Source organism: Mesorhizobium sp. M0862, from assembly GCF_040319795.1.
Lineage (GTDB): Bacteria > Pseudomonadota > Alphaproteobacteria > Rhizobiales > Rhizobiaceae > Mesorhizobium.
Genome location: NZ_JAMYOJ010000022.1, coordinates 45290 through 64569 on the forward strand (window position 1 = coordinate 45290; position 19280 = coordinate 64569).

Annotated in this window: 14 protein-coding genes; 10 read left to right on the forward strand and 4 right to left on the reverse strand. The window is 61.5% G+C overall.

Annotation, left to right across the window (positions count from 1 at the left end):
* Positions 1–177 precede the first annotated feature (177 nt).
* From NKI15_RS26280 to NKI15_RS26295, 4 genes are all read right to left on the reverse strand, one after another.
* Complete coding sequence (locus tag NKI15_RS26280) at positions 178–2094, reverse strand: hypothetical protein (protein WP_352514935.1); 1917 nt, start codon at positions 2092–2094, stop codon at positions 178–180.
* A complete protein-coding gene (locus NKI15_RS26285; RefSeq protein WP_352514934.1) occupies positions 2084–6658 on the reverse strand; it encodes an HTH domain-containing protein in 4575 nt (1524 codons plus the stop codon). Before NKI15_RS26285 ends, NKI15_RS26280 begins: the two co-directional genes overlap by 11 nt.
* A gap of 198 nt (positions 6659–6856) precedes the next feature.
* On the reverse strand, positions 6857–7204 hold the full coding sequence (locus NKI15_RS26290; RefSeq protein ID WP_352514933.1) for a hypothetical protein: 348 nt from the start codon (positions 7202–7204) through the stop codon (positions 6857–6859).
* Positions 7205–7215: 11 nt separating this feature from the next.
* Positions 7216–8109 carry a LysR family transcriptional regulator gene (locus tag NKI15_RS26295; RefSeq protein WP_352497285.1) on the reverse strand — a complete coding sequence of 298 codons (894 nt, stop codon included), beginning with the start codon at positions 8107–8109 and terminating at the stop codon, positions 7216–7218.
* A 141-nt stretch (positions 8110–8250) separates the two neighbouring features.
* On the opposite strand from NKI15_RS26295, the gene NKI15_RS26300 reads away from it, so the two are divergent.
* From NKI15_RS26300 to NKI15_RS26345, 10 genes are all read left to right on the forward strand, one after another.
* Complete coding sequence (locus NKI15_RS26300; RefSeq protein WP_352514932.1) at positions 8251–9441, forward strand: MFS transporter; 1191 nt, start codon at positions 8251–8253, stop codon at positions 9439–9441.
* A complete protein-coding gene (locus tag NKI15_RS26305) occupies positions 9438–9908 on the forward strand; it encodes a cyclophilin-like fold protein (protein ID WP_502898716.1) in 471 nt (156 codons plus the stop codon). Before NKI15_RS26300 ends, NKI15_RS26305 begins: the two co-directional genes overlap by 4 nt.
* Before the next feature lie 13 nt (positions 9909–9921).
* On the forward strand, positions 9922–10323 hold the full coding sequence (locus tag NKI15_RS26310) for a (R)-mandelonitrile lyase (RefSeq protein WP_352514944.1): 402 nt from the start codon (positions 9922–9924) through the stop codon (positions 10321–10323).
* Between the two features lie 25 nt (positions 10324–10348).
* Positions 10349–11365 (forward strand): zinc-dependent alcohol dehydrogenase family protein, encoded by a 1017-nt coding sequence (locus NKI15_RS26315; protein ID WP_023724824.1) that lies wholly within the window; start codon positions 10349–10351, stop codon positions 11363–11365.
* Positions 11366–11419: 54 nt separating this feature from the next.
* On the forward strand, positions 11420–11854 hold the full coding sequence (locus tag NKI15_RS26320) for a lipocalin-like domain-containing protein (RefSeq protein WP_352514930.1): 435 nt from the start codon (positions 11420–11422) through the stop codon (positions 11852–11854).
* A gap of 29 nt (positions 11855–11883) precedes the next feature.
* Positions 11884–13065, forward strand: a complete 1182-nt coding sequence (locus NKI15_RS26325) for an arabinose transporter (RefSeq protein WP_031238846.1) — start codon at positions 11884–11886, stop codon at positions 13063–13065.
* 304 nt (positions 13066–13369) lie between these two features.
* On the forward strand, positions 13370–17458 hold the full coding sequence (locus NKI15_RS26330; RefSeq protein WP_352514929.1) for a Pls/PosA family non-ribosomal peptide synthetase: 4089 nt from the start codon (positions 13370–13372) through the stop codon (positions 17456–17458).
* Positions 17458–17916, forward strand: coding sequence for a GNAT family N-acetyltransferase (locus NKI15_RS26335; RefSeq protein ID WP_023697683.1), 459 nt, complete (start codon positions 17458–17460; stop codon positions 17914–17916). The genes NKI15_RS26330 and NKI15_RS26335 overlap by 1 nt, the downstream gene beginning before the upstream one ends.
* Positions 17913–18581: a 4'-phosphopantetheinyl transferase family protein gene (locus tag NKI15_RS26340; protein WP_023697684.1), complete on the forward strand. Its 669-nt coding sequence runs from the start codon at positions 17913–17915 to the stop codon at positions 18579–18581. The genes NKI15_RS26335 and NKI15_RS26340 overlap by 4 nt, the downstream gene beginning before the upstream one ends.
* 113 nt (positions 18582–18694) lie before the next feature.
* Complete coding sequence (locus NKI15_RS26345; protein WP_023697685.1) at positions 18695–19231, forward strand: dihydrofolate reductase family protein; 537 nt, start codon at positions 18695–18697, stop codon at positions 19229–19231.
* Positions 19232–19280: the final 49 nt, after the last annotated feature.

Here is a 19280-nt window from a genome sequence, read left to right on the forward strand (position 1 = left end):
TGATTGGTGAGGTCAGGGTGTGCGGGCCATTTGGGAAAAGGTTTTCTCAAAGAAGACTAGGTGAAGGATGCGAGATGTGCAAGGGGATTGAGAAAGAGCCGATAGCCGATTTGACACGCGACCCATTGATCACTGGAGCAATAGGACGCCGACATTTTTTCGCCTGGCACGCTGGCGTCAGGAAATCGAGCTCAAGGCTGCCTCGCCGCGCGCGCATGTTTCCCAAAGCCTTGGCTCAATTCGCAATAGCACATGTAGATGCAAAAAAAGGGTAGACGCGTCCTCGGCCGAAAGATCTCCGAACGCGAGTTCGGTTATCCACTCGCCAGAGAACTTCGACCAAGCCTCAAAGTCAGGGAATGCCGCGGCTGCAACCATGCCAATTCTAAAATAACTGTCGGCCGAAATGGTCTCCCATGATCGTCTGCGAGCCGCTCTGGCCAAGATTCGTACCTCGCTTGCCAACTCGCTGCTTCGTGTGACGGCTGCCAAGGTCGCCAGCCCACTGAGTAGCACGAATGTTTGATTACCTTTTTCATCTGATCGAAGCAGATACTTCGCCTTTCGAATGGCATCGGCCGCAAGCGCAACCAACTCAGGCGGAATTTTGAACACAAGGCAGGAATTGACGAGTCCCGCGAAGGCCGAGGCATCGCTCGCTGCCCCTTCTAGCTGTCCTTTCATGGACTCCGCCAATTCGATTGGCAATTCACGCAGAGCCTCGGCAGCGCCTTCGAGCGGTCCGGGAAAATACGATACCGGAAAGTCCAAGCGTGTTCTCAAGCTGTCTTCGGTGTGGCCCAGAACCAGCTGGCGCAACTCACCAGGTGGAATCATCCCCTCATGCTTCTCTGCCGCGCCGAATAACCTGCCAACAAGTTCATGCTTCAATTGATCGGGTGATACGAAATCGGGAAACCATCGCGGCTCCAGTCTCATGTCGACCAGCGTCTGTATGTAGTAGTGCGGCCCCACGCCGTGGCGTATCCATTCCGATGTGGCGCCGAAGTCTACTCCACTGTCGACAAGGACTCGTTCAATCAATGACGCCTGAGCGATCGTGGCCATTCGTCGCCAAAACGGCCGCTCGCTCTTGAGTACCCCAGCCTTCGCGACCCGACCCTCGACAACGACGATTAGATTTGAGAGCAACTTTAAACGGCCATCGGATTGATCAGGATTATCATCTCTGATCTGTCGAGCAATATCCAGTAGACTTGTCTCAATCTCGGGATATGTCGTCAGAAGTGAAACTCCGAACTCGAAACCACCTACCTGGGAAATCCGGTCGCCGCGGTCGGCAAGCCACCGGAATAGCTTCACCAACGATTCTCTATTGAGTTCGCTCCCATCAAGGCATCGTACGAAGTGAGGGTGTGTCGAAAGTAGGAGCGCCTGCTGGAGACCACGAAATGCATCCCATTTCAGTAGTCGCTCGACATGTTCCTGTGCCCCTTTCTGCAAGTACCCCTGTAGCGCAGTTTCGGAACTAATCCGTCCGACCAAACGCTCATAGTAGCGCAGGTGCGGGGGTACCAAAGTGTCGGCGGAAGCCTCCTGGCGATTCACCGCCGAAGCGATAAGTGACGCGATCTCCAGCGGCCGCAGCTTCAACTCATTCTGAAACAGCTCGATATCGTCATTTTCCAGTGGCCCATCACCCAGCACGGCTTCCCATCGCTCGAATTCCGGTCCATCTGCAATTGAGTCCCGCATGACGCGGTGGAATTCGGCCATCCGCCGATCAGACGAAGGTATCAAGTACCAGTGGTCGGGAAGATGAAGACGCACCGAACCGCGACCAATTGAAATCCACCGACCTTCCGGGTTGTCCTCATGACGCGCGGTCCACTCTGATCCGTCTTTTGATTTCAGCAATACGTGATCACGCCCATCACGATAGAGTTGGCGGATCGCGTCAAAAACGTCATTCCTTGCGAATTCAACAGACCCGTCAAAAGTTAGGGTGGCCTTTGTGGATAGGCCGAACTTCAAACGGAAAGCTCGATCTTCCAGCAAGGCCACCCGGAGCGAAGCTGGAAGTAGCCGGTACACCTCAACGGCGAGCGTTGTTTCCCTGCTGCTAGCGGTCATCGTCGCCTCGATTTGCAACGTCCTGCCGAATGACGTTGTCGACTAATTCCCGCACTTCAGAAAGAATCCACTGGTAGGTCTCGGGATCCGTGTCGCTGATGGTCGAAAAAACATTGTCGTCCAGCCAGCTCAGATACCGCTGGCGAACCCTTGGAGTTTGATCCTGCTGCCCTGCAAGCAGACTCCAAACCTGAGATCTGAAACGCACCAAGGTCAGACTACCCCCCACCGTCGAGGTTAGTCGATGACTCCAACCTCGGGAATCGTAGAGCTCGAATAGCCAGTCGCTTCGGGCTCGAGCCGTGGCGTCATCGATAGTGTCATCCCACTGGGCTCGCAACACCTCCATTGCTGAGCTGAATAAGCCCTCGAGCCAGGGGAGTTCTTTGGGTATCTGCAGCAGCGACCCCATCCGAACCTGAAGGACATTTTCGCGAATCGCGCGCAGCTCGGCGGTCTCGACCACCTCGCCGTCGATAACAGCCGCCTGTGTTACTGCCTCATGTAACTCTTGCGGCTCAACGGGGACAAGGCAATAGCCTGCCCGGCGCATAGACGTCCGGACCTCCAGCCGTTCCTGCGCCGATAAAAGACCTTGGGATGCAAGGCAATCTAAGAGGTCAAGCGTTGTAATAATCGGCGTTCGTCTGCCGGCCTCAGCCAGAATTTGATGCTGGTTCATAAACCGATCATCTACGAGGACGGCGTCAGCAATTCTTCCGAGCCGAAGCAAAGAGGCCGTTGGGTGATCCCGAAAATTGATTTCCTGGTCGTCGCGTCTGCTTGCCTCGCCTAGAATAACAGTGCCCGAGGCGAGTCCATCTGCCAACCGCCGCCGTATCCTTGAAAGCACTAAACGTGCGTCGGACGTAAATGCGCTGTGCCGTATAAGTGCATCCATTTCGCTAAGCTCCGGCGCCGCAACATATGCGGTGAACCCAGCACCCTTTAGCCGGTCTAAAAAACCCAGATGCTGCAAATAGGTAACCGCCAGTTCATCGAGATAGAGCACGGCGTTCGGCTCAATTGGTGTTGAATGAGGCCATGGCCGCTCTTGCACAGATAAATAAGAGCGCGCCCTCTCTTCCTCGTTCGCGGTTAGCTGCCCTCCCTGCCGCAGCGCCGCAATCAGGTCAGCACATCCACAAATGTGTGAAGCGTGATCGGTGAGATCCACAGTCTCTCGCATGAGAGACCCAATGCGATGCACAGGATACGGTCTAACAACAATCCGTTGACGTTTGTTGCCGTGATCACTTTCCGCGACTGCAATCAGTGACGCTAGGTCATCGCCGACGTCTTTTACCAAATCAACGTATGGCTGTGTGCTGGCTTCGAACCTCAGCAGGTGGCCACTGTCTAGCAATTGCCTCAGCCGGCGTGCTGCGGTCACTCGACTAGGTTGATGAAAATCCACCCGTTGCGTTTCGTCAAAAAGCCAGCCCAGCGTGGAGTGCGGGATGTATACCTTTTCAAAGTGGTCCAACGTCCGGTCAAGCAGCCCATGGCGCGCCAGCGAAATGAGAGCGTTGGGTTCAACCGCGAGTGTCGCTGGGGCAATTGTCTGCGTGGCCCTGCTCCCACTATACGCCGGAATAAGAACGCGGCGTCTCGCGTCTCCTTCCATCACATTCCCCAGCATTGGGAGGAGGAAGAGATCCACCAGCGATCGGTTGAGAATCTGTGCTGCAGCGAACAAAGGGGCGTTTCCCGACCAGAGCCTTTCTGCGGTATTGTTCTCGCGGCGCTCCCAGTCCGGTTGGCGCTGCGCAATTTCCTCGAATGAGATTTGTTGGATTGGTCCGTCGGGTCCTGACAGCTGCGCCGCTTTCTCCATCCAGCCGTAAACAACCGGGTCGTCTTCCCAATCCCCCTGTACCGCTGCACCGTAACAGCCTAGCAAAATCTTTGGATCACCATCCCCTCGTTGAGCAGCCTCAAGCACGAGGTCTTTTGCTCGGGGTGATCCCAATTGGGTAGCCAGTTGCCCTGCACGGAGAAGCTCGTCTGGTGACCGGTCGTCTCGACGTTCCCATTGCACCTCGACGAACGGGACCAATGTTTCCCAAGCCCCGGAAACGATTGCCAGGTTTGTCAGCAATGTCCGATCATTTTCATCATCCCGCTTAAGTCTAATATCCGCGAGAATGGCGGATGACCTCGCGCAATCGCCAAGGCGAAAGAGCGCCCACGCCAATGTCGTAGGAAAGAAATCGGACTGAGCTAAAAGTTCGGGGAACCGGTCAATAAACCCCACAAATGACATATCCCGTTGAGTCTCCACCAACGCCCGTGAATACACATGGGCGGCAGCGAGATCGTGAGTGCGTTCAAACAGCTCCCCTGCACGGTCAACTAGGCGGGGCCAGTCTCTCTTGGTCTGCAGGATGGCGACAAGGTTATTCAGATTGTCTACCGTAGGATTCTGTTGATATTCTTGCTCGCGTGAACCGATCGTGTCGATACCCTTTGCTTCGTCGATCGACCGCTGTAGGTGCTCTGACTGCTCCTTATCCAGCCCTCTAGCATTCAGTTCAACAAGCAGAGCTTCTGCTTCGGAAATTTGATCAGATGCTGCGAGTGCGGCGACGTGCATTCTATCAAGCCAAGTGCCCTCGACGACCTCGACCAATTTCGAGTGGTTCTGCCTGATGTAAGTCGCGATTTCTCGGGGGTCATTGCCGTCGAGCGTGAGAGCAAAACCTGCCAGTATCGCATCCCGCGATTTACCGCCTGCCAACGCGGACTGACGCTCTATCTCCTGTCGGATTCTTGGCCGGTCCAAATCAAAACCAAACTGGAGGGCCGCCGGCACGTAGTGCAGAGACTCCCCAGGCGTACTTAGTTTCGAGGCCAACTTCGCTCGGGCATCACCTGCGCTGTCGGGGTCGCGCAATCCTAGCCAGATGGCCATATCCTCCAACACCTGGCGGCTGTCATGGCATCCCAACCTACCGGCCTCTTCGGCCACGCGTTCAAACAAGTCTCGGGCGATTCGCCGCTGAGCAAGGGCAATCGTGTCGGTCGCTAAGGGAAAGCTTCCAGAGTGGAAGGGCGGCAGCCAGAGCACTGCGGCCTTAAGTTCATCGGGAACCGCTTGGACGAGATGCGTGGTTGCCTTCGCCCTCAGCAGCGCCGGCGTCTCTTTGTAATCTGCTTCAGTCAGTTGGCTAGCGGCTGAAATAGCATTCGGCCAATCGGCGGCTTCGAGGTACTTCTGAATGGCCACCAGCTTGCCGTCGCCATCCATGTCTGAAAGGGACATGCCCGTGGCATGCAGCCAATCGAGCGCCACAGACGGGGGTAAGTCGCGTGCGGCGATGATGAAAGAGGCAGAGCGCCCCATCGGAGACGTGATAGCCTGTAACTGCGACAGCGCCGCTTCCTTGTCGCCGCCCAACACAGTTGCAAACGCGGTTGCGATGACGACTTCCGGACCTTCTCCGAGAGGTCTGGTTTTCTCGATCAGACCCTCAACTTCCGCCACCGGTGCCGATGTCGAGAGCACGCGTGCGCACCATGCTAGCCCCCGTGTCCGTTCCTGCTTGGACGCCTGGCTCAGCTCGCCTTGCAGAAGATCGTGCGCGAGCCGCCGAGCTGTTCCAACGAGATCAAAGTCGCCGAAGTACCGGCCCCGCCGAAGGTTGAGCACCCTCAGTCGGACAGCGTCGTCAAGGACTAAGTTTCCTGAAACCGACGGTGCAAGGCTGGCGATACCGGTCAGGACCTTGTCCAAAGCATCACCCGTACTTGTGCCTACAACTCTTACTGTTTCCTCGAGATCATCCAGCCGTTCGGCAACAAGGGTATCGGCGTGTGCACCAATTGGAGGCTGGGAGACAAAATGGCTTAGATGTCTGTAGACGTCTGAATTTCGACTAGCAGGCTTCACGATGGAAACGTGATCCTCATCGAGCGGAATAACCGATGTTGATGGGGATAAACCCGGGTCGGCACTATCGGGCTTGACGATGGTACCTAGCCATCCAAACGCTCGCCGCTCCTGAAGCACGATGACTTCAATGCCGTGCTGTGCGCTGAAGTTGCGAAACCACGCGTTGAGACCCAAAAGATTTGGGTCGTTCCGCCCAAGACCCACAAGCGTTTCGCGTGGGCGCAACAGGGATCGAAAGCGATTGGCCAACGATGCCTGGTCGGAGCCACGGTGAGGAGTTCCGACAAATGCGACCTTCCTCACCCTCCTAAGAAAACTGGCAACGCCGCTTTTATGCGGCGCTTCGGATTCAGCCTGACGGAGGATCTGCTCAATAACTAGCCCGCCCAAACTGTGTCCTACGAAAACAATATTGCCAGTGGCAAGCATCCGTTCGTTGACGAGCAGCGGAAGAAGATTCGCGGCCCGGTCGGGGAGAGCCATTGCTCCACCTGACTGCCATCGACTCGCTGCTGCCGGATAACCAATGCTCCAAACAGCAATATTGGAATGATCGGCCGCTAGCCAGTCCGGCCAAAATTCAGGAACGGAGGATCTCGATTGCCATGTAGTCTCAAAATGGCCAGTAAGCCCATGAACAAACACCGCGTGCGTATTCACGTGTTCCATCGCGGTCGTAGGAAATCTAATGTCTACCAGTTGCCCCCCCTCGGCACGATTCTTTCAACAGATACCAGCTTTTTGGCATCGAAGCCGTCACTAAAATAGAAATTGTCCATGACGGGCCGCAACACAGGGTTGTCATCAGCACCGCTGCAAATGGCTCCTCCACTCTCGCGCCGGCCACCCGCGCCTCCATCACCCGCTTCAGCGAGCCCTTGATTGCCCCGGCCAAAGGCGTCGATCCTTTATGAAATCGAGCAGTGCGGTGTTGCCATTGGCGGACTTTCTGATGCTGCCCAGCATTCCCCCCGCAAGCTCCAACAAGGAGAGGCGCGCCCAGACACTCCAGAAACAAAATTCAACAGTTCGGAAAAACCGGCGAAAAGATCGGGTGGCACAGGCTTCCAAGTCAGGATTCCGGGTTCTTCCTTTTTGGAAGCCCTCCACCAACAAAATCGCAGCGGCGCCCCTCGCCTGCTCCAGCGGCGGCATGAACAGCCGGGCGGTGCCCAGGTAGAACCTGCCATTACCGAGCTCAGCTTCATGATCCAAATAGTCTCGGGTCAGATGCGATGGCGGAGCGCGTCGATGATCACCGCCATCGCAGGGGAGAGCTGTCGCCTGCTCGGATAGTAGAGGTGATAGCCGGCAAAAGGCGGGCTCCAGTCGTCAAGCACGAGCCTGAGGCGTCCCTCGGCGATGTGGTGGCTGACGAGGTTTTCCGGGACATAGGCGATCCCGAAACCGCTTGTCGCAGCCTCGATCATGGGAATGGACGAATTGAAGGTGAGTTGGCCTTCCACCCGCACACGAAGGTCGCGGCCATCCCTGGCGAATTCCCAGGCATACAGTCCGCCGAACGTCGCCTGCCGCATATTGATGCAGTCGTGATCGACCAGGTCCTGGGGCGCGGCCGGAACCGGATGGCGGGAAAAGTAGTCCGGCGAAGCCACGGCAACGAGCCTCCAATCCGGCCCGATGCGCACTGCGATCATATCCCGGTCGATGCTCTCCCCAAGCCGCACGCCTGCGTCGAAGCGCTCCTCCACAATGTTCTTCATGCCGTTGTCGCTGTAGAGCTCGACGCGCACGTCGGGATTGTCGTTGAGCAAGGGCTGGAGCTTCGGCCAGACGGTCGTCTGGAGCGCATGGTCGGACAGGGTGATGCGGACCGTTCCGGAGGGCTTGTCGCGAAACGCCACCAGGCTTGCGAGGTCGGATTCGATTTCCTCGAAGCGGGGAACGAGAGATTGGAAAAGTCGCTCGCCGGCCTCGGTCGGAGAGACGCTCCGCGTGGTACGCGTCAGCAGGCGGACGCCAAGACGGGCTTCAAGCTCCTTGATTGTCGAACTCAGGGTCGACTGCGAGGTTCCGAGCTTTGCCGCCGCCCTGGTGAAACTGCGCTCCCTGGCGACCGCCACGAACCAGAGCAAATCCTTCATGCCATCGCGCTGCATAGGGCACCTCCCGTCGGACATTCATATCATGAGCAGATAAGTCCATGCGGATTGCTTAGTCTACTTAAATGGGTTCCCCTGCAATATCTTCTGGCAGCGACGGCGGCTGATCCGTCCGGCCGCCTTGCCAGGATGCGAATCATGGAAACCACGTACGACACAAGGCTTGTTGAAAACCGCGCCGCATGGGGCGCGGTGTTGTCGATGGCGCTGTGTGTTTTCGTGCTCATCGCATCGGAATTCATGCCGGTCAGCCTGCTGTCGCCGCTAGCGGCCGATCTCGGCATCACCGAGGGCCGGGCGGGACAGGCGATCTCGATTTCGGGCGCTTTCGCCGTCGTGACCAGCCTGCTGGTCGCCGGCCTCACGCGCCACATCGACCGCCGACTGGTCGTGACCGGCTTCACCCTCCTCCTCATCGTGTCCGGTTTGGCTGTCACCTTCGCGCCGAACTACGCGTTGCTCATGGTCGGCCGGGCGCTGCTCGGCATCGCGATCGGCGGGTTCTGGTCGATGTCGACCGCGATCGTCATGCGCCTCGTGCCGCAAGACATGGTTCCGAAGGGTCTCGCCATGCTGAACGCCGGCAATGCCATTGCGGCCACCATCGCCGCGCCGCTGGGCAGTTTTCTTGGCGCCTATGTCGGCTGGCGCGGCGCTTTCTTCCTCGTCGTGCCGTTTGGCCTCCTGGCGCTGGCCTGGCAGTGGACAAGCCTGCCGGCGCTGCCGCCGCGCCGCAGGAATCGTGCCGGCAATCCGCTGGCGCTGCTCGGCCGTCTTCCCGTCGCCACCGGCATGGCGTCGATCATGATGCTGTTCATGGGCCAGTTCGCGCTCTTCACCTATCTGCGGCCCTTCCTCGAGAACGTCACCCGGCTCGACATCGCCGCCCTCTCGGCGGTCCTGCTGGCGATAGGGCTGGCCGGGGTGCTCGGCACATGGTGCGTCGGCCGGCTTTTGCGCACGCGTCTGTTCAGCATCCTCACCGTCATCCCGCTGGTCATGGCTGCGCTGGCCGCAGCGCTCATCGCCTTCGGTGCACTCCCGGGTCCCACAGCGCTGCTGCTCGTTGCCTGGGGCTTCTTCGGCATGGCCGCGCCGGTTGGTTGGGGCACGTGGCTCAGCCGAACGTTGCCGAACGACGCGGAGGCCGGCGGCGGGTTGCAGGTAGCCGTCATCCAGCTCGCCATCACCGGCGGCGCCGCGATCGGCGGCACGCTCTTCGATACGGTCGGCTGGTGGGGGCCGTTCACCCTGGGCGCGGTGCTGCTCTGTGGATCGGCGCTCGCCGCCCTCGCCGCAGCGCATATGGCCCGGAGGTCTTTGCCGTGACGATCGAACGTGCGCCGCTCAGCCGCCGGACATTGCTCGGCGTCGCGCTCGCGGTGGCGGCCCTGCCTCGCACAGCCGCCGGCCAGGAAAGCCAATCTCCCGTCAGCCAGGAGCCCACCGACATGAAGATCAGGATGGTTTTCAACGGCCGCACCATGGCCGCCACGCTCTACGACAATCCCTCGGCGCGCGACTTCTTCTCCATGCTGCCGCTCGACCTCGAGGTCGAGGACTACGCCCATAACGAGAAGATCGCCTATCTGCCACGCAAGCTGACGCAGGAGGGAAGCGGTCCGTTCGCCGACGAGCAGCCCTACGACCTGTGCTATTTCATGCCCTGGGGCAACCTGGCCATGTTCTACGCCGACTACCGCCATCCCGGGCTGATCAGGCTTGGCCGCTTCGACGAGGGCGAGCAGGCCCTGCACATTCGCGGCAAATTCCCGCTTCGCGTCGAACCCATTTGAGATCGCAAAGGAGATCACCACGGACATTCTTCGCGCCGGCACCAGGCCTTCCGGCAAGGGACCACCTGACTGGTTCACCGGAACGGTGCGGATCGATCCGCTCTTCAATCCCTTCGACGCCGAGCGGGTTCAAGGCGCACAGGTGACCTTCGAGCCTGGCGCCCGCACCGCCTGGCACACGCATCCGCTCGGCCAGACGCTGATCGTCGTCTCGGGCCTGGGCCGCGTGCAGCGCGAAGGTGGCCCGGTCGAGGAAATCCATCCGGGCGACGTCGTCTGGTTCGCGCCCGGCGAAAAGCACTGGCACGGCGCGTCGCCTCAGACCGCCATGACCCACATCGCCCTCCAGGAGGTCAAGGACGGCAAGGTCGTGGACTGGCTGGAACATGTCAGCGACGCCGACTACGGCACCTGATCTTCTCCCCTCGAAAGGAACCAACATGCTTGCAACCGTTCTTCACAAACCGGGCGACATCCGCTGCGAGGAAATCGCCGATCCGAAAATCATGCGGCCGACGGACGCCATCATCAAGCTGTCGGCAAGCTGCATCTGCGGCTCGGACCTGTGGCCCTATCGCGGGCTGCAGCCGGTCGCCGGGCCGATGCATATGGGCCACGAATATTGCGGCATCGTCGTCGAGGTCGGCGCAGAGGTGCGCACGGTCCGCCCCGGCCAGTTCGTCGTCGGGTCGTTCTGCCTCTCGGACAACACCTGCCCGCATTGCCGCTTCGGCTTCCAGTCGTCTTGTGTGCAGCGCGAGTTCATGTCGGGCGCGCAGGCGCCTTACGCCCGCGTACCGCTGGCCGATGGCACACTGGTCGCCACCGCCGAGGTGCCGCCGGCCGACCTCATCCCTGACCTGCTGGCTGTGTCCGATGTGCTCGGCACCGGCTGGTATGCGGCCGACGCAGCCGAGGTCCGCGAAGGATCGACGGTGGTCGTGGTCGGCGATGGTGCGGTCGGCCTGATGGGCGTGCTTGCGGCCAAGGAGATGGGCGCCGAGCGCATCATCGCCATGAGCCGGCACGCCAGCCGCCAAAAGCTCGCCCGTGAGTTCGGCGCCACCGAAATCGTCGCTGAGCGCGGCGAGGAAGGCGTGGCCCTCATCAAGGAACTCACCAAGGGCGTCGGCGCGGACTCCGTGCTGGAATGCGTCGGCACGGGAGAATCCTTCGACCAGGCGCTGGCCTGCTCCCGCCCCGGCGGCACCATCGGCTATGTCGGCGTGCCGCATGGCGTGAACTTCGACGGCCAAAAACTATTCTTCGGCCAGAAACGAATGCTGGGCGGCCCGGCGCCGGTGCGCCGTTTCCTGCCCGACCTGATGGACCGTGTGCTGCAAGGTCGGATCAAGCCCGGCAAGGTCTTCGACCTCAAGCTGCCGCTGGCCGAGGTCGCTGAAGGCTACCGCGCCATGGACGAGCGTCGCGCCATCAAGGTCATGCTTTCGGTGTGAGCAAAGATCGGGCGGACGGCCTGTGCGCACCACAACTCAGAAAAGGGACAACATATGACGATGAGATTGAAGATTGCCGCCCTTGCGCTTGCGCTTTCGGTCGCCACGCCGGCTTTCTCGCAAGAATCCGCGATCATCGGCGCATGGCGCATGATTTCGCTCGAGGCCGGCGCCGAGGGAAACCTGAAGCCCGTGCCATATTCCGGCCAGGTCATCTTCACCGAGGCCGGCACCCTCTCTGTGCAGGCGCAGAACCCCGACGCCAAGGCGCCGGACACGCCTTACACGGCGAATGGCTACGAAGCCTATTACGGGCCGGTCGCCATCAACGACCAGGACAAGACCTTCGTCATCACCATCGAGTCCTCCCTGGTCCGCGACCTCGTCGGCAAGAGCATGAAACGCAAATTCGAGGTCTCGGACAACAAACTGGTCCTCACGCCTGACAACCCGGCCGAAGGCTGGCGCGTGACCTACGAACGCTACTGATCCGAACAGTTGGGCTGCCGATGGCCAAAATGGCGCGGATTCCAGACCGAGATGGCGTCATGGCGGAGCTGGTACCGATCATGGCGGCCGTCTTCGCCGGCTTCCTGCTGATCGGCCTGGCGCTACCCGTCCTGCCGCTGCATCTTCACCAGCAGCTCGGCTTCGGCCCCTTCGCAGTGGGACTGGTGACGGGCAGCCAGTTCGTCGCCTCGATGCTGTCGCGCATCGGGGCTGGAAACTATGCCGATGGACGCGGCGGCAAGCGCGCCGTCGTCGTCGGCCTCATTGCCGCTGCCCTTGCCGGGTTATTTTACCTCGGCTCGCTGGCATTGCTCGACCGGCCGGTAGCGTCCGCATCGGCGCTGTTCGCCGGCCGGGCGGTGCTGGGCGCGTCCGAGAGCTTCATCATCACCGGCGGCGTCGCCTGGGGCCTCTCCGTTGCGGGCGGACAGAACTCCGGAAAAGTCATAGCCTGGGTGGGCACGGCCATGTTTGCGGCGCTCGCGCTAGGAGCGCCGGTCGGATCTGCGCTCTATGCAGCGAGCGGTTTCACCGCGATCGCGCTCGCGACGATCCTCCTGCCGCTGGCGACGCTGCTTGCCATCCTGCCGATGCGCGGCACCAGCGCCGCCGCGGGCAGCGTGCCGCAGTCATGGAGGAGCGTGGCGAAAGCGGTCTGGCTTCCTGGCGTCGGAGCTGCTTTCAGCAGCCTCGGCTATGGTGCTATTCTGGGCTTCGGCGCCCTGCTCTTCGCCGAGCGGGGCTGGCAGCCGGTATGGCTTCCTTTCACGGCCTATGCTGCGTCTCTGATTGTGGCAAGGCTGTGCTTCGGCCACCTGCCCGACAGGCTTGGAGGCGCACGCGTCGCCGTGATCTTCGTCGCGGTCGAGGCGGCAGGGCTGATGCTGATCTGGCTTGCGACCGGGCCTGTTGTCGCCGCAATCGGAGCGGGTCTGACTGGCCTCGGCTACTCGCTGGTCTATCCCGGCCTCGGCGCCGAGGCCGTAGGCCATCTTCCGTCGCGCAGCCGCGGCCTGGCCATGGGACTCTACACCGTCTTCCTCGACGTGGCGCTCGGCTTCGGCAGTCCGGCGCTCGGCCTGGTCGCCGCGTCGACCGGGCTGCAATTCGTCTTCTTCGCCGTTGCGGCGGCAACGCTTCCGGCGTTGGGCATCGCTCTGCTGCTGGGTCGCCGTAACGCTCCATTGTAGACAGCTCGCCGGCGCCGTCCGCATGAGGTTCGCTCATAGTCTCTTTCCGGGTTGCCACCAACGCTGAGGCCCTCCCCCGCAAGGTGCAGCGAGCGGCCGGCCAAGCTCCCCGCCCAGACACACTCCAGAAACAAAATTCAACAGTTCGGAAAAACCGGCGAAAAGATCGGGTGGCATAAGCTTCCCGGTCGGGATTCCGGGCACTTCCTTTTTGGAAGCCCTCCACCAACAAAATCGCAGCGGCGGCACAAGCCTGTTCCGGCGGCGGCATGAACAGCCGGGCAATGCCCCAGGACGAGAGAGTATGGACATGGACTACGATATCGCCGGGCTGGACAGCGACGCGGCAACACCGATCGGCGGCCTGCCAGGCATCGATGCGCTGGCACGGATCGCTCGCGGCCCGGCAAGGAACGGCCCGGTCCTGACGGGCGCCGACTTTGCCCGGCAGCCGGGTAAGCGGCTCGATGCGGTCTTCGAGCAGCTCGCCGTCACCTTCGCCGCGTTGCCGGCGGTGATCTCCGACGGGCGCGTCTGGACGTATCAGGAGCTGAACAGCCGTGCCAACCAGTGCGCCCGCATGCTGATCAAGCACGGCGTGCGGCCGGGCCACCGGGTCGGGCTCATTCTCGACCGGTCGGCGGAGACCTATGTGGCGTTGCTGGCGGTGATGAAGGCGGGGGCTGCCTTCGTGCCGCTAGCCACCGCGTTTCCGCAGGAGCGGATGGCGCTGATCATCGAAGACGCCGCCGTCAGCATGATCGTCACCATCGCCGCCTATGCGTCGCGCGCCGGTCAACTGCCCGTTCCCCATGTGCTGATCGACAGCGCCGCCGCCGAAATCTCCGCACAGTCGCCCGCGCCGCTGAAGCAGCAGGCGACCGACGACATTTGCTACATCCTCTATACCTCGGGCACCACCGGCAAGCCCAAGGGCGTGGTCATCACGCACCAGAGTTTCGTCAATTTCATACACGTCGCGGCCGCCTCCTATGGCTACCGGCCGGGCGACCGGGTCTATCAGGGCATGACCATTGCCTTCGACTTTTCCTCCGAAGAGATCTGGGTGCCGTTCGTCGCCGGCGCGACGGTGGTGCCGGCACCTGGCCAGATGCCGCTGGTGGGCGAGGAACTGGCGGATTTCCTGCGCCTCCATGACATCACCTGCATGGCCTGCAGCCCGACATTGTTGTCATCGATGACATCGGACGTTCCCAGCCTGCGCACGCTTCTGGTGGGCGGCGAGGCCTGCCCGCACAATCTGGTGGTGCGCTGGTCGAAGCCGGGCCGGCAGATCCTCAACACCTACGGGCCGACTGAGGCGACCGTCACCGCAACGATGGGGGCGCTGACGCCGGACCGTCCGGTGACCATCGGCGCTCCGTTGCCGACCTACTCGATCGTCATTCTGGACGCTTCGCTGCCGCAACTTGCCGAGCCCGGTGAACTGGGCGAGATCGGCATTGCCGGCATCGGGCTCGCCGTCGGTTATCTGAACCGGCCGGACCTGACCGACCAGAAATTCATCGCCGATTTCGTCGGCCTGCCGAACAACCCGTCGCAGCGCATCTACCGCACCGGCGATCTTGGCCGGATCAACGATAGCGGCGAGATCGAGTATGCCGGGCGCATCGACACGCAGGTGAAGATTCGCGGCTATCGCATCGAGCTCGGCGAGATCGAGGCGGTGCTGCTCGACCAGCCCGAGATCGCCCAGGCCGCCGTCACCACCTGGGAGATCGAACCCGGTCGCGTCGAACTGGTTGCCTATTACGCGCTTAAAACCGGCGTAGCGGCGATTTCCCGAGGGGATCTCGCCCAGACGATGAAGCGGCGGCTGCCCGACTACATGGTGCCCGCCTATCTGGAGGAGCTGCCTGCCATCCCGATGACCGTCTCCAACAAGGTAGACCTGCGCCAACTGCCGAAGCCGACGAGCGTCCGGCTTTCGGCCGATCGCACGATGGTGCCGCCCGGCAATGAGGACGAGCGATTCCTGGCGGAAGCGCTGGCCACGGTGCTGAAATTCGACGCGGTGTCGGTCGAGGATCACTTCTTCGACGATCTCGGCGCCAACTCCTTGCTGATGGCGCATTTCTGCGCGCGCGTGCGCACTAGGAAGGAATGGGCGACGACGTCGATGCGCGACATCTATCTCTATCCCACGGTGGCGCGCCTGGCGCTGCATCTGGGGGTAGCGGAGGAGATGACGACGGCAACCAACGAGCCGGTCCTCACCCGCCGGGCCTCGAATGTCGCCTACTGGACCTGCGGCGCGGCGCAGCTTTCGTTCTACAGCCTCTACAGCTACGTGGCGCTCTGGGCGATCAATGACGGCCTCAACTGGATGTATGACGCGCTCGACGATCCGCTGCAGCTCTATATCCGGTGCGTGGCGCTTTCGGCGGCCGTGTTCTTCGGCATGTCGGGCTTTGCCGTCCTTGCGAAATGGGTGCTCATCGGCCGCTGGAAGGCCGAGGCGTTTCCGATCTGGGGCGTGCGCTACTTCCGCTTCTGGGTGGTCAAGACATTGATCCGCACCGCGCCCGTCGTGCTGTTCCGCGGCAGCCCGCTCTACAGCCTCTATCTGCAGCTGCTCGGCACCAAGCTCGGGAAAAACGCCGTCATCGAATCGAAATCCGTGCCCGTCTGCACGGATCTTATTTCCATCGGCGCCAACACCATCCTGCGCAAGGAATCGATGATCCTCGGCTTCAGGGCCCAGTCCGGTTATATCCACACCGGGCCGCTGACCATCGGCCGCGATGCCTTCGTCGGCGTCGGCTCCACGCTCGATATCGACACCAGGATCGGCAACGGCGCCCAGCTCGGCCATTCGTCCTCGCTGCATCGCGGGCAAAGCATCCCGGACGGCGAGCACTGGCATGGATCGCCGGCGGTGCCGACCACGGCGGACTATTGCAAGGTGCGCAATGTCAATCCTTACCAGGTCCGGCGCTTCCTCTATGAAGCGCTGCAGCTGATCGGCCTGTTTGGCCTCGTCACCCCGCTGCCGCTCCTGTTCCACAGCTACTGGGAATATGTCGGCGACGACTATCAGGAGACGATCGGCCTTGTCGCAATCGGCACCACGGTCACGCTTTTCGGCTATATCGCGGCGGCTTTCCTGGCAGCGACGCTGGTGCCGCGCCTGACCAGCCTCATCTTGAAGCCGGGCCGCACCTACACGCTTTACGGTTTCCGCTACTGGCTGCAGACCGTCGCCGAATTCGCCAGCAATTCCCGCGTGCTCGGGCTCCTGGCCGGCGACAGCTCGGCCATCGTGCACTACATGCGCGCCATCGGCTGGAACCTCAACAGAGTGGTGCAGACCGGCTCCAATTTCGGCTCCAACCAGCAGCACGAAAATCCGCTTCTGTGCGAGATCGGCACCGAGACCATGGTCTCGGACGGGCTGTTCATGATCAACATGCACAAGTCCGCCTCGGCCTTCAGGCTCGAGCCGACGCGCATCGGCGAACGCAACTATCTCGGCAACAACATCTATTATCCCCCGGACGGCCGCACCGGCGACAACGTGCTGCTCGGCACCAAGGTGATGATCCCCATCGATGGGCCGGTGCGCGAGAATGTCGGCCTTCTCGGTTCGCCTGCGTTTGAAATCCCGCGCATGGTGAACCGCGACAAGGAGCTTATCGCCGGCGTCGACGAGGCCGACCGGCGCCGGCGCATCCCGCACAAGAACCGCCACAACCTGGTGACCATTCTTCTGTTCCTGGCAACGCAATGGGTCATGCTGTTCGTCACGCTGGCGATCTGGGACCGGGCGCTGAACTACTATACGGAATGGGCGGAGGTCGCCCTGTTCGCCGCCGTGCTTTTGACCTCGGCGATCACCATTCCGTTCTACATTCTGGTCGAGCGGGCAAGCCTTGGCTTTGGCCGGTTAAAGCCGCAGATGACGACGATCTACGACGTCACCTTCTGGCGCCACGAACGCCACTGGAAGCTGGCGGATTCGCCGATCGTGCGCCTGTTCGCCGGCACGCCGTTCCGGCCGATGATCCTGCGCCTGCTCGGCGTCAAGGTCGGCAGGCGGGTCTATGATGGCGGCAGCAACCTGACCGAGCGTTCGCTGGTCGAGATCGGCGACGACGTCACGCTAAACGAAGGCTGCGTCATCCAGGCCCATTCGCTGGAAGAAGGTGCGTTCAAGTCCGATTTCATCCGTATCGGCAAGGGCTGCACGCTCGGACCGTCCGCCTTTGTCCACTACGGCGTGGTGATGGGTGAAGGGTCGATGGTCGATGCGGACTCCTTCGTGATGAAGGGCGAAGAGCTGGAGCCCAACTCGATCTGGCGGGGCAACCCGGCCAAGCTGCATCGCTTCGTCACGCCGGTGCCGGAGGATAGCGTCAAGGCAACGGCTTGATGAGCGCAGACATCCGCCTCGTTTCGGTGACCGGGGCCAACCGGGCCCTGGTCGCGGCTCTGGAACTGGCTGCGGATCAGATGGATTTCGTCGCCAGCAATGCGGAGTCGCTGGACGAAGCCGAAAGCGACGGGGACGCTCGGCCGCGCGTCGTCATGGCAGGGGATCGCGTCGTCGGTTTCCTGATGTACGAGGCGCCGCAGGACGACGACGAGGCGCGGATCTACCGCTTCATGATCGATCGCGTCCATCAGGGCCAAGGCTACGGCAAGGCCGCTTTGCGCGAAGTGCTGGATGAAATCATGCGGCTCGGCCACATCAGCCACGTTTCGATCTGCTACGAACCTGGGAATGAAGCGGCACGCCGCCTCTATCGCGCTGCCGGTTTCGTCGAAGAAGGGCCCGACGAGGACGGGGAAATGATCGCCGACCTCGCTCTGCGGGGCGAACAGCCATGACGCGCCGGCTCGATGCCGGTGCCAGCCTGTCGGCGCAGTTGCTGGCGGCGATGGCCGCCATGGCACCGGCCGGCGTTCGGATCGGATGCCGCACGATCCGCGAAGGCGATGAGAACCATTTGCTGCCGCAGGAAGCACGCTCCATCCCGTCACGCCTGCCGCTGATGCGGCGGGCGAGTGGCGCGGCGCGGTGGATCGCGCACGAGCTGCTGGCGGATATGGGCTTGAACGACGTCGCTATCCTCCGCGGCTCCTCCGGCGCACCGGTATGGCCTCATGGAGTAACGGGGTCGCTGGCTCACGACGACGAGATAGCCGTGGCGGCCGTCGCGCCGCTCTCCCACGTCGCCTCGCTCGGCATCGATATCGAGCCCGCTTTGCCCCTGCCCGACGACATCTTCGCGCTGGTTGCAGTCCCCGCTGACCGGATCGACGCAACCGACTTGTGTCTTGCCGGTCGCATCCTTTTTGCCGCCAAGGAAGCTGTCTACAAGGCCGCCTACCCGCTTGATGGCGAAGTGCTGGGCTATGAGGACATCACCGTCGATCTCGACGCAAGCGACGCTGTGACGAAGACGGGCCGCAGAGCGAGACTGGTTTACTGCGTTGCTCCGTGTGTGGTCGTTCTGGCGTTTGTCGATGGTGTCCGAAGCGCCCCCCTTTAAGCGCGATGGGCCAGCGCCCGACAGCAACGCCTGCTCAACAAAGCGCTTTTTTTTCGCAGAGCGGTCGCAAAAGGCTCACACGGTTCGTCCTTTGACAGAAGAAGGAGAGCGCCATGAGAAACCTTATTATCACCGAGTTCATCAGCATCGATGGCATCGCCGAGGTCGAGAAGCTGCCCAGCGTGACCTGGAACGATGAGATGCAAAGGTTCAAGGAGGACGAGCTTGCCGACAGCGGGGCCATGCTTCTGGGGCGCACGACCTACGAGATTTTTGCCGGCTCTTGGCCCAAGGAAACCGGAGACTTCGCCGACCGGTTCAATGCGCTGCCGAAATATGTCGCGTCGACAAGCCCGAAGGCACTCGACTGGAAACCGGCCGAGTTGCTGAAGGGTGTGTTGCCGGAAGCGGTTCGGGCGCTGAAGCAAGGCAGCGGCGGCAACATCTATGTGCATGGCAGCCTGAGCGTCGCGCGGGAATTGCTGCGCCATGGTCTGGTCGATCGCGTCAGGCTGCTGAGCTACCCTGGCTCCGTCGGGGAGGGCAAGAAGCTGTTCCCGCCCGATATGCCGGTGGCGTTGGAGCCGATCTCGACCGTACAGTTCAGCAATGGCGTGGTGGCGCTGGAATATGCGGCTGGGAGGGTGTGAGACGCTGGTAGGTAATCTCCCCTTGAGGGGAGATGTCGCCGAAGGCGAC

Bases quoted from the DNA above. Each gene is read 5' to 3' on its own strand.
- NKI15_RS26300 (WP_352514932.1), top strand. From the start codon at position 8,251: ATGGAAACCACGTACGACACAAGGCTTGTTGAAAACCGCGCCGCATGG.
- NKI15_RS26315 (WP_023724824.1), top strand. From the start codon at position 10,349: ATGCTTGCAACCGTTCTTCACAAACCGGGCGACATCCGCTGCGAGGAA.
- NKI15_RS26330 (WP_352514929.1), top strand. From the start codon at position 13,370: ATGGACATGGACTACGATATCGCCGGGCTGGACAGCGACGCGGCAACA.
- NKI15_RS26325 (WP_031238846.1), top strand. From the start codon at position 11,884: ATGGCGCGGATTCCAGACCGAGATGGCGTCATGGCGGAGCTGGTACCG.
- NKI15_RS26320 (WP_352514930.1), top strand. From the start codon at position 11,420: ATGACGATGAGATTGAAGATTGCCGCCCTTGCGCTTGCGCTTTCGGTC.
- NKI15_RS26345 (WP_023697685.1), top strand. From the start codon at position 18,695: ATGAGAAACCTTATTATCACCGAGTTCATCAGCATCGATGGCATCGCC.
- NKI15_RS26280 (WP_352514935.1), bottom strand. From the start codon at position 2,094: ATGACCGCTAGCAGCAGGGAAACAACGCTCGCCGTTGAGGTGTACCGG.
- NKI15_RS26335 (WP_023697683.1), top strand. From the start codon at position 17,458: ATGAGCGCAGACATCCGCCTCGTTTCGGTGACCGGGGCCAACCGGGCC.
- NKI15_RS26340 (WP_023697684.1), top strand. From the start codon at position 17,913: ATGACGCGCCGGCTCGATGCCGGTGCCAGCCTGTCGGCGCAGTTGCTG.
- NKI15_RS26285 (WP_352514934.1), bottom strand. From the start codon at position 6,658: ATGGAACACGTGAATACGCACGCGGTGTTTGTTCATGGGCTTACTGGC.
- NKI15_RS26295 (WP_352497285.1), bottom strand. From the start codon at position 8,109: ATGCAGCGCGATGGCATGAAGGATTTGCTCTGGTTCGTGGCGGTCGCC.